The organism is Dermacoccus sp. Ellin185, from assembly GCF_000152185.1.
Taxonomy (GTDB): domain Bacteria; phylum Actinomycetota; class Actinomycetes; order Actinomycetales; family Dermatophilaceae; genus Dermacoccus; species Dermacoccus nishinomiyaensis.
Genome location: NZ_AEIQ01000013.1, coordinates 1 through 10020 on the forward strand (window position 1 = coordinate 1; position 10020 = coordinate 10020).

General features: G+C 70.6%; 11 protein-coding genes. 3 read left to right on the top strand and 8 right to left on the bottom strand.

Features of this window, described 5'->3' with window-relative positions; all coding sequences use genetic code 11:
• Positions 1-71 precede the first annotated feature (71 nt).
• The 4 genes from HMPREF0321_RS00720 to HMPREF0321_RS00735 all read right to left on the bottom strand — a co-directional run bounded on the left by HMPREF0321_RS00720 (position 72) and on the right by HMPREF0321_RS00735 (position 4157).
• Positions 72-581 carry an NUDIX domain-containing protein gene (locus HMPREF0321_RS00720; RefSeq protein ID WP_006943456.1) on the bottom strand — a complete coding sequence of 170 codons (510 nt, stop codon included), beginning with the start codon at positions 579-581 and terminating at the stop codon, positions 72-74.
• Entirely contained in the window at positions 578-1717 is a 1140-nt protein-coding gene (locus HMPREF0321_RS00725; protein ID WP_006943454.1) for an AI-2E family transporter, read from the bottom strand. The genes HMPREF0321_RS00720 and HMPREF0321_RS00725 overlap by 4 nt, the downstream gene beginning before the upstream one ends.
• Before the next feature lie 12 nt (positions 1718-1729).
• Entirely contained in the window at positions 1730-2365 is a 636-nt protein-coding gene (locus HMPREF0321_RS14520) for a ScbR family autoregulator-binding transcription factor (protein ID WP_006943449.1), read from the bottom strand.
• Positions 2366-2432: 67 nt separating this feature from the next.
• Positions 2433-4157, bottom strand: coding sequence for an FAD-binding dehydrogenase (locus HMPREF0321_RS00735; protein WP_040014213.1), 1725 nt, complete (start codon positions 4155-4157; stop codon positions 2433-2435).
• A 208-nt stretch (positions 4158-4365) separates the two neighbouring features.
• On the opposite strand from HMPREF0321_RS00735, the gene HMPREF0321_RS00740 reads away from it, so the two are divergent.
• Complete coding sequence (locus HMPREF0321_RS00740) at positions 4366-4896, top strand: GtrA family protein (protein WP_006943451.1); 531 nt, start codon at positions 4366-4368, stop codon at positions 4894-4896.
• A gap of 80 nt (positions 4897-4976) precedes the next feature.
• On the opposite strand, the gene HMPREF0321_RS00745 is transcribed toward HMPREF0321_RS00740, so the two are convergent.
• Positions 4977-5756, bottom strand: a complete 780-nt coding sequence (locus HMPREF0321_RS00745; protein WP_006943455.1) for a polyprenol monophosphomannose synthase — start codon at positions 5754-5756, stop codon at positions 4977-4979.
• A gap of 160 nt (positions 5757-5916) precedes the next feature.
• Between HMPREF0321_RS00745 and HMPREF0321_RS15785 the strand changes: the two genes are divergently transcribed.
• Positions 5917-6810, top strand: coding sequence for a hypothetical protein (locus HMPREF0321_RS15785; RefSeq protein ID WP_006943450.1), 894 nt, complete (start codon positions 5917-5919; stop codon positions 6808-6810).
• Here HMPREF0321_RS15785 and HMPREF0321_RS00755 read toward each other — a convergent pair.
• From HMPREF0321_RS00755 to HMPREF0321_RS00765, 3 genes are all read right to left on the bottom strand, one after another.
• Positions 6761-7246, bottom strand: a complete 486-nt coding sequence (locus HMPREF0321_RS00755) for a hypothetical protein (protein WP_006943448.1) — start codon at positions 7244-7246, stop codon at positions 6761-6763. The two genes, HMPREF0321_RS15785 and HMPREF0321_RS00755, sit on opposite strands and share 50 nt — an antisense overlap.
• 238 nt (positions 7247-7484) lie before the next feature.
• Complete coding sequence (locus tag HMPREF0321_RS14530; protein ID WP_006943457.1) at positions 7485-8687, bottom strand: alpha/beta fold hydrolase; 1203 nt, start codon at positions 8685-8687, stop codon at positions 7485-7487.
• Positions 8684-8980 (bottom strand): YciI family protein, encoded by a 297-nt coding sequence (locus HMPREF0321_RS00765; protein ID WP_006943453.1) that lies wholly within the window; start codon positions 8978-8980, stop codon positions 8684-8686. Before HMPREF0321_RS00765 ends, HMPREF0321_RS14530 begins: the two co-directional genes overlap by 4 nt.
• Positions 8981-9098: 118 nt before the next feature.
• On the opposite strand from HMPREF0321_RS00765, the gene HMPREF0321_RS00770 reads away from it, so the two are divergent.
• Positions 9099-10020 (top strand): serine/threonine-protein kinase (locus HMPREF0321_RS00770; protein ID WP_006943452.1); only part of this gene is annotated, 922 nt, incomplete at its 3' end.

The following is a 10020-nucleotide window of genomic DNA, read 5'->3' on the forward strand; positions in this document are numbered from 1 at the left end:
CGCGCACCGAAGCGGTGGCACTCGCACGACGCGCCGGGCTGCTGCGCTGAGAAGCGCGCAGGGCTGAACCCTCAGTCGCCGCGCCCGACGACACGCCCCACGCTCGATGGCTGCCGCGCAAGGCGCACGGCGCGCTGGATGCGGCGCGTCGACTTGTCGGGGTGCGGTAGTTCGTCGAGCGCGAACCATCCGGATTCGAGGGCTTCGCTCGCCACCTCGACCTCGGGTCGCTCGTCGCACACGACGCGGAAGATGACGTCGACGTGCCGGATCTCCGGGTCGAAATCAGTGGCCATGACGCTGCCCGGCTCGATGTCGAGGCCCGTCTCCTCACGCACCTCACGCACGACGGCGTCCTGCGGTTGCTCGCCGGCGTCGATGAGGCCGCCAGGCAGCGACCATCCGCTGCGGTGCGCCTGACGCAGCGCGAGCACGCGCCCGTCGTGCTCGATGATGGCGACGGCGCCGGCGCTGAACGTCGGCTGCATGGCGTGCACGATGCGGTGGCTGAGCCCGGCGGGCAGCATCCGGTAGACGCGCAGCGCGGCCATCCGCAGCGCTCCGGGACGCTCGGCGTTCACATGGCCTCCTTGGCGCGGCGTTCGAGCTGACGTTCGTCGACGGCGTCGAGATCCTCGTCGCCGTGTTCCTCGAGATGGTAGCTGCGCATCACCTTGACCATGTTGTTGACGACGGCGATGAGCGGCACGGCCGTGAACGCGCCGAACGCCCCGCCGAGCAGCGTGCCGGCGCTCACGCCGATCAGGATGACGACGGGGTGCAGGTCGACGAACCGTCCGAGGATGAGGGGGTTGACGAGGTTGCCGAGCAGCTGCACGAGCACCGTGAGGATCGCGACGAGCACGAGCGCGGTGACGAGCCCGTTGCCGACGAACGCGATGGCGAACATGAGCGCCGCGGCGAGCAGCACCCCGACGAGCGGGATGAGCGAGCCGAGGAAGATGACGACGGTCAGCGGGACGGCGAGGGGCACGTCCGCGAACCAGAGCACGGGCAGCATCGCCGCCGCGTTGAGCAGGGCGAGCAGCACGAGCGAGCGCATGTAGACGACGAGGGTGCGCCACGCCGCCGCGCCCGCGAGGTCGACGTGGTTGTGCGCGCCACGCGGCAGCAGCCGCACGATCCAACGCCAGATGGAGCCGTCGTCGGCGAGCAGGAACAACGCGCAGAACAGCGTGAGCAGCAGCGCCGACAGCCCGCCCGTGACGATGCCGACGTGCGCCGCCGCCCAGCCGACGATGTCGGCCGTGTGGTTGCTCAGCGTCGTTCCGAGGTCGGTCGTGTAGCGGCTCGCGGAGGTTTCGTCGATCTTCAGCGGCCCGTCGACGAGCCAGTGCCGCGCGCCCTGCTCGGCCAGCGTCAGCTGTCGGGCGAACTCGCCGCTGGAGTCGTCGATCTGCGCCACGACGAACGCGATCAGCCCCGCAGCCGAACCGACACCGACGAAGAACGCGATGACCGCGGATGTCGTGCGCCCCACGCCGCGCCGCACCAGCCACGACACGATCGGAGCGAGGAGCGCCGCGAACATCACCCCGGTGACGAAGGAGACGGTGACGACGCCGAGACGCGTGACGCCCCAGAAGAACGCGAGCACCCCGACGGCGATGGCGAGCAGGCACACCGACCACCACGCGGCCACCCGCACGCCGTACGGCACGGCCTCACGCGCCGACACCACCTTCTGCTGTTCCATGGCCCAAGAGTGTCACGCGGTGGGGCGGGCGCGACGCAGCGTCACACCGGTGAGCGCTTCGGGCCTCACGAGGGTCGCCCCGGCGTGCGTCCAGCACTGTTCGATCTCGGCGTGCAGGCGCGACGACGGATCGCTCGCGCGTGCTGACAGGTGCAGCCCGAGGACGGTCGCACTGAGCATGCGCGCCACGACGCCCGTGTCGACCCCGGCATTGAGGCACCCCGCAGCGGCAACCTCGTCGAGCATGTCGCGGGTCGTCTCCTGCCACACCCCGAACGACGCCGGACGCCCCGCGCCGTAGGTCTCGCGCTCGATCGCGAGCCGAGCCGTCGCCTGGAAGATCGGGTCGTCGGCGAGCCCGTCACAGGTGAGGTAGCCGTAGTCGACGAGGCGTTGCACCGGCGAGCCCGCCAGGGCGGCGACGGCGTCGCGCAGCCACGTCGTGTGCGCGGCGAGGACGGCGTCGGCGACCTCTTCCTTCGTGTCGAAGTGGAAGTACAGCGCGCGCTTCGTCACGCCCGAGCGCGTCACGATGTCGGCGATGGTCGCGCCGGCGAAACCGTGCTCGGCGAATGCCTCGGCGGCGCCCGTCAGGATGCGAGCGCGCGTCTCGTGCGCACGCGCCTGGGTGATTTTCCGCTGCGCCACCGAGCCCCCCTCATGGTCGTCTCGTATTTCGGCCTGCGGATTCAATCACGAATTGCTATGTCGTCCGTCATGCCACTCGGGAGGCGGCCACCCCGGCCGCTCGCCCGGAGAACAGGCATCCTCCGAGGAACGTGCCCTCGAGCGCGTTGAAGCCGTGGACGCCTCCCCCACCGAAGCCGGCGGCCTCACCGGCGGCGAACAGCCCCGGCACGACGCGGCCGCGAGCGTCGAGCACGCGCGAGTCGAGGTCGGTCTGGATGCCGCCGAGACTCTTGCGCGTCAGCACGTGCAGCTTGATGCCGACGAGCGGGCCCTGCCTCTCGTCGAGCACGCGGTGCGGCGCCGACACGCGCGCCAGCCGGTCGCCGAGGTAGCGGCGCGCGTTGTGGATCGCCATGACCTGCACGTCCTTGCCGTACGCGTTGTCGACCTGCGCGTCACGCTCCTCGATCTGCCGACGCACGTGTGCCGCATCGAGCAGCGGCTCGTCCGTCAACTCGTTCATCTTCGCGACGAGCTCTTCGAGCGTCTCGGCGACGACGAAGTCCTCGCCGTGCTCGACGAAGTCGGCGACCGCTCGCGGCGCACCCTTCGCCAGCCGCGCCCGCACGACCTCGCGGCGGCTCCCGGACGTCAGGTCGAGGTTCTGCTCCGAGCCGGAGAGGGCGAACTCCTTCTCCAGCATCGGTTGGGTGACGATGAACCACGAGTGGTCGTACGCGCGGATCGCCGGGTCGCTGCGCAGGTGACGCAGCGTGCCGCGCGTGTCGAAACCGGGCAGGCACGGCATCGGCATGCGACGTCCGATCGCGTCGAACCACAGCAGCGACGGGCCGGGCAGGATGCGGATGGCGTGCTGCGGCCACACCGGGTTCCAGTTTCGGATGCCTTCGGTGTAGTGCCACATCCGATCACGGTTGACGAGGCGCGCGCCCGCGTCCGCGGCGATCTCGAGCATGCGCCCGTCGACGTAGGCGGGCACCCCCGTCAGCATCGAACGCGGCGCCTCGCCGAGATCCGCCGGCCACCAGCGCCGCACGAGGTCGTGGTTGCCACCGATGCCGCCGCTAGCGACGATGACCGACGGCGCCGTGAACTCGAACCCGCCGACGACGTCGCGGTTCGACGCGACACCGCGCTCCGCGTCGTCGGGAGCGAGGACGCTGCCGCGCACGCCGGTGACGGCGCGAGCACCACCGTCGGCAGGAGTCTCGACGATGAGTTCGTCGACGCGATGACGGTGCGCGAACGTCAGCAGGCCCCGGGCCTCGGCATCGAGCGCCTTCTCGACGAAGGGGCCGCTCACGCCCGTGCCGGTGCCCCACGCGATGTGGAAGCGGGGCACCGAGTTGCCGTGACCCCCGGCGCGACCGTCGCCTCGCTCGGCCCACCCGACCATTGGCGTGAGCTCGATTCCGTTCTCGCGCAACCACTCCCGCTTGCCGCCGGCCGCCCACTCGACGTAGGCGCGCGCCCAGCGCTTTCCCCAGACGTCCTCACCGAGGGGCTCACCGGACGCGTTCGCCTCACCCTCGAGGCGGTCCCACTGGGCGCTGCCGCACCAGTCCTGCCACGCGAGCTCGAGGCTGTCGCGCACCCGCAGGCGGCGCTGCTCGGGCGAGTCGACGAGGAACAACCCACCGAACGACCAGTGCGCCTGAGCGCCCAGATTGGCGCGATTCTCCTGCTCGACGACGACGACGCGGCGCCCCCGCGACGTCAGTTCGGCCGCCGCCACGAGACCTGCCAGCCCCGCGCCCACGACGATCGCGTCGAAACTCTTCCCGTCCATGCCCACCTCCAAAGTCTCGTCGCACGCACTGTCTCGGGACGACGCGTCACGTCGCGGCCTGTATCGAACGCCAGTGTTCGATGTGATGCCGATCACTGTACTCACGGGTTTTCGGGCGCATCGACGAACGACGAAAGGCGCTGCGCGGCCGTCCGATGTGCTGACGTTCTCAGCCCGTCAGAAGGCGCAATGGGTAGCATCGGACGTTATGACCTCACGGACCGCAGCGGCGCGCCCCGACGAGACGCCCGCGGCCGGAGCGTCATCGCTCGGGGCCGACTCGTCCGGGCACCAGGCGACTACGGCGTCGTCCCCGCTCGCCGCGTTCTGGCGCGAGCTCAGCACGTTCGGCATCATCGGCGTGCTCAACATCTTCATCGACATGGGCCTGTACAACTGGCTGCGCGCCGGCCCGCTCGACGGCAAGGTGACGACCGCGAAGATCATCTCGGGCGCCGTGGCCACCGTGTTCGCATGGGTCGGCAACCGGTACTGGACGTTCCGTCACCGCGAGAACCGTCCGCTGCACCACGAGGTCGTGTTGTTCTTCGCCGTCAACGGCGTCGCACTCGCCGCCACCTCGGCCTGGGTCGCGTTCGCGCACTACGTGCTGGGGGCCCGCGGCGCGTTGTGGGAGAACGTGCACGCCCTCATCGGCATCGGAATCGGCACCATCCTGCGCTTCGTCGCCTACCGGACGATCGTGTTCGGCGCCGCCGCAGAGGATCCGAAAGCCTGACGCGCAGGAGCGGGATCAGGGGGCTGAGCGCCGTGCGCCCACCCGGGACACGAGGTGCCCGACCACATCACCCTCGAACGCTAGGACCGTCGCGCCCGCACCCGCGACAGGAGGTGCCCGGCCTGTTCGCGCCGCAGTTCGAGACCCCAGCCGGCGACGGCGAGCAGCGCCTCGCTGATGATGTTGCCCGACATCTTCGACGTGCCGAGTTCGCGCTCGCTGAATCGGATCGGGTGCTCGACGATGCGCGCCCCGGCCCGGATCGAGCGCCACGTCAGGTCGATCTGGAAGCCGTAACCGGCTGACGTCACGCTCGCGAGGTCGATCTGGCGCAGCAGCGTCGCGCGGTAGACGCGGAACCCGGCCGTCGCGTCATGGACTCGGGTGCCGAGCATCGCCTGGACGTAGACGTTGGCGCCGCGGCTGAGGATCTCGCGGTTCTTCGGCCAGTTGACGACGGAGCCGCCCTTGATCCAGCGGGAGCCGATGACGAGGTCGGCGCTGGCCGCGAGCGCGAGCATCGCAGGCAGTTCCTCGGCCGGGTGCGAACCGTCCGCGTCGATCTCGACGAGCGCGTCGTAGCCGCGCTCCAGACCCCACGCGAAACCGGCGAGGTAGGCCTTGCCGAGGCCCTCCTTGCCGCGACGGTGCATGACGTGCACGTGGGCGTCGGCCGCCGCCATCTCATCGGCGAGCTGCCCTGTCCCGTCGGGCGAGTTGTCGTCGAGGACGAGGATGTCGGCGTCGGGGACGGCACTCCGGATGCGCTCGACGATGACCGGCAGGTTCTCCCGCTCGTCGTACGTCGGCACGAGAACGAGCACTCGCTCGATCGGTGCGCGTTCCGCTGCGTCGACCACCAAAGACCTCCCCACGAGCGCCAGGCGGGCGCCAGGCTGTGCATACCCTATCGGTGGCGACGGACAATGGAGCAATGAACCCAGCACGAATCGCCGTCGCCGGGCACCCGCAGGCCCTCGTGCGACGCACACCCCCCGGCCGGGCCGCATGAGCGCCGACATGAACGTGGGCACCGTCGCCGAGGCCGTCGCGACGCTCTACGGCGGCGACCCGGCCGACTTCGTCGCGGTGCGCAAGGAACTCGCCGCAGCCGCACGTACCGCCGGTGAGCGCGATGCTGCCCGCGAGATCGCCGCGCTCCGCAAGCCCACCGCCGCGGCCGCGGCCGTCAACCACCTCGACGACGGCGCCATCAGCGACGTCCTCGCCCTCGGCGAACAGATGCGTGCCGCGCAGACCTCGCTCGACGCGGCCACGCTCAAGGAGTTGTCGGCCCGACGGCAGGAACTGCTGCAGCAGATCGTCACGCGGCACGACCTGAACGGCTCGCTCGCCGAGGCCGTGCACGCCACGCTGCTTGCGGCGATCGCGGACCGGCAGGCAGCCGACGCCGTGGCGACCCGCGCACTCGTGCGGCCACTGAGCTACAGCGGGTGGGGCGACGTCGACCTCACCGACGCCGTCGCGCACCGCGACGCGCCTGCGCGCCCCGCGCTGCGACTCGTCGCCGGCGGTACGCCTGCCCAAGACCGAATCCGCGGTGCTGCGGCCGCGACATCAGCCCCATCCGCTTCCTCCTCCGCGGATGGAGCCTCCCCGCAGGTCGCCGACACCCAGAGCCGGCGGGATGAGGACGAGCAGGAGAAAGCCGAACGTGGGGCCGCCGAGCGCGAGAGCGCCCAGAGGCGGCGGGCCGAGCAGGAGCAGCGCGAGAAGGCAGCGCTGGCCGAGATGGATGCCCGCATCGCGCGGTTGCGAGTCCGCGTCGAGGCGGCGCAGAAGGCCTACGACGCAGCGAGAGCGGCCCGCGACTCGGCGCGGGCCGCTCTCGAAGAGGCGTTGCTCAGGCGCTCTTCGATGCCTGGGGGAACATCGTCGAGCAGTAGCTCGTGAGGTCCTCGACGGCGCTGTTGTACGACGTCGTGTCGACCGTCTTCGCCGGCTTCTCCGCCTTCTTCAACGCATCGACCTGAGCCGCAGCTGCGTCGGCCTTCTTCTTGAACGACGAATCACCGGACTGCTTCCCGTCCGAGCGCAGCGAATCCGCGAGCGAACCCATCGTCTTCGTCGCCTTCTGCAGGTCGGCGTCCTTGTGAGAGTCGACGGCGTCGTTCCACGCCGCGTTCGCCGAGACGACCTGGCTGTTCGACGAGATGCAGGCCTTGCGCAGCGCAAGTGTCGCGCCGGGCTTGCCGGAGGCCGAACTCGACTGGCTGACCTGCACGCTCGGGTCGTCGCCGCTGTTGCCGCAGGCACCGAGCGTGAGCGTCAGACCGGCGCAGGCACCGAGCACCGACAGCGTGCGGGCGGGTCGAAGAGTGAAGGTCACTGGGTCCTCTCAGGAAGGTCGGGGTGGGTCACGATGACGGACGATCGACTCCACCGTGACACATTCGTGACCTTGGCGGCCAGTCAGCACGCGGTGACACCCGCCACGCACAGTGCCATCCACCAGCGACCAGAACCAGCGCGCGCGAGGCGATCCTGAGCGAGCGGTGGTAAACACCATGCACGGCGCCGGCAATCGGCGGCCCGAGCTGGGCGTCGGGCTCGGGCCGTCTTGCTCGTCAGGACGCTGCCGCCCCCACGATGCAGCGTGCGACCCACCCCGCGGCCTCGTAGATCGGCACGTGGCCGAGGCCGGGGCCTTCGAGGAACGTCCAGGCCGGGTGACGAGCGGCGATGCGACGCGCCGCGGAGACGGGCACGAGGCGATCGCACTCGCCGTGCACGAGCGTGACGGGCACCCGCAACTCGCTCAGCACGCGACGGTAGCGCGGGCTTCCAGCAGCCACGACGAGCGAGTTGGCGGCCCGCACGAGCCCGGGCACGGCGTCCTGGTTCTCGGCCAGAGCACGGACCTCCTCGACGGAGCGTCGCATCACCCACTTCGGCACGCGATGCGGGTCGGCGACGACCGTCAGGACGCCCTCGACGCCCATGCGGTCGATGCCGCGGCGCGCGGCGTAACGCGGGATGACGCGTCGCGCCGCGGGTGGACACATGTAGAGGGAGAAGGTGACGAGCACGGACCAGTGCGGCCGATCCTGCGGGTGCAGCGGCAGCACGGGGTCGACGAGCACGAGACGCGACACGAGCTCAGGGTGCTTCGCGGCCGTCATCGCGACGATCATCCCGCCCATCGAGTTGCCGACGAGGACGACGTCGCTCAGACCGAGTTGACGCAGGTACGCCGCGAGCAGATCGACGTTGTCGGAGACGGCTGAGCGGTTTGACCCACTCGTGCGGCCGAACCCTGCGAGGTCGAGCGCCAGCACGCGACCGTGCTCGGTGAGGAACGGCCACAACGGCTCCCAGTTGGCGAGGCTGCCGCCGAGACCATGAACGAGCACATACGTCGGGCGACCAGTCGGCGCGGCTTCGGGGTGGGGCTCAGTGTCGGCGGCACCAGGGTCGGCCGCAGCGTCAGCCGCGGAGTGCTCCCGCTGCTCGCCGGCGAGCGACGCGTTCACGCCCGGGACGTCGACACCCCCGTCACTCGAGGCGTTGTCGGGCTGATCATCGGGCCCGCTGTCGCGGTGGAAGACCTCGACGCGATCGTCCCCGATGTCGATGACGACGCTCGTGATCGGTGGCAGCTTCGGCTCCGGCAGGTCCGCGTTCGACAGCGACACATTTGCGTGGCTCGACGATGCGCCCTCAGACGCCGGCGATTCGTCAATGTCTGCCCTCTCGGCGAGGCGCGAGGTGTCGACGAACGAGGTGCCGGACGTGCTGTCAGGTGCGGGCTCGCGTGGCGTCTCCGTCATCGTTCGAGGTTTTCGGCGAACGTCGGCGCCTGCGAGCCGAGGACGGGCGTGTATGGGCGGATCGTGCGTTCGACGACGATGCCCTCGAGCAAGAACGGGTCGCGGTCGAGGCGCTCGGCGACATCCTCACGCGTGGGCGCGGCGATGACGAGCAGCGCACCGTCGGGCTCGGCGAGGGGTCCGGACAGCAGCATGCCCTCGACCTGCGAGAGGTAGGTGCGGTGCTCGGGGCGGTGGGCGTCGCGGGCGGCGACGTCGTCGGAATACGTGTAGGTGACAGCGAAGATGGCCATGATCTCTCCTACGCCACGCGCCGGTCGGCGGGCAAGTCGGGGTTGGTGCCCGAGAGTAGCCCCAGACGCGGCGGCGCGCCCATAGGATCGTCCCAACGAGGCAGGGAGGGAACTCGGCGTGAGCGAGGGTTGGCAGCTGGGAAGCCGCTACACGCTCGAGCGGCAGATCGGCTCGGGCGCGATGGGGCAGGTGTGGGTCGGGCATGACGTCGACGGCCACACCCTGGCCTTCAAACTGCTGCGCCCCGAACTCGCCGACGACCCCGGCGTCGTCGCGCGCTTCCTGCAGGAACGCAACCTCCTCGTCGGCCTGCGCAGCCCGTACGTCATCCGCGTGCACGACCTCGTCGTCGAGGGCCCGCGCCTCGCGATCGTCATGGACTACGTCGCCGGCGACTCCCTGCGCGCCCTCCTGCAACGGCGCGGCAACCTGACCCCGCACGATGTCGCGACGCTCGGCGCCCAGATCGCACAGGGCCTCGCCGCCGTCCACGGCGCGGGTGTGCTGCACCGCGACCTCAAGCCCGAGAACGTCCTGCTCGCCGACGATCCTGACGCGATGTCGAGGGCTGCGATGTCGAGGGCTACGACCGAGACTGCCTTGCCCGCCGACGCCGCATCGACGCAGACGTCCACCGACGCGCTGGGCACTCTCGTGCCGAAGCTCGCCGACTTCGGGGTGGCCTCCCTCGTCACGCAGACGGGGCAGGTGGCGACGGCGAACGTCATTGGCACGCCGCAGTACCTCGCGCCCGAACTCGGCGACGGGCAACCGAGCGGACGTGCGGGCGACCTCTACGCGCTCGGCGTCACGCTGTACGAGATGGCGTGCGGCGCGGTGCCGTTCCACGCGGACTCGCCCGTCGCGTTGCTGCGCCTGCACGCCGATCACGCGCCGACGCGCCCCGACGACATCCCCGATGCCCTGTGGGTGCTCATCGCCGAGCTGCTCGCGAAGAACCCGCACGAACGCCCGGACGATGCCGCAGCCGTGGCACAGCGACTGTGGGCCATGGCGCCGCAGTTCGCCGGCGCCCCCG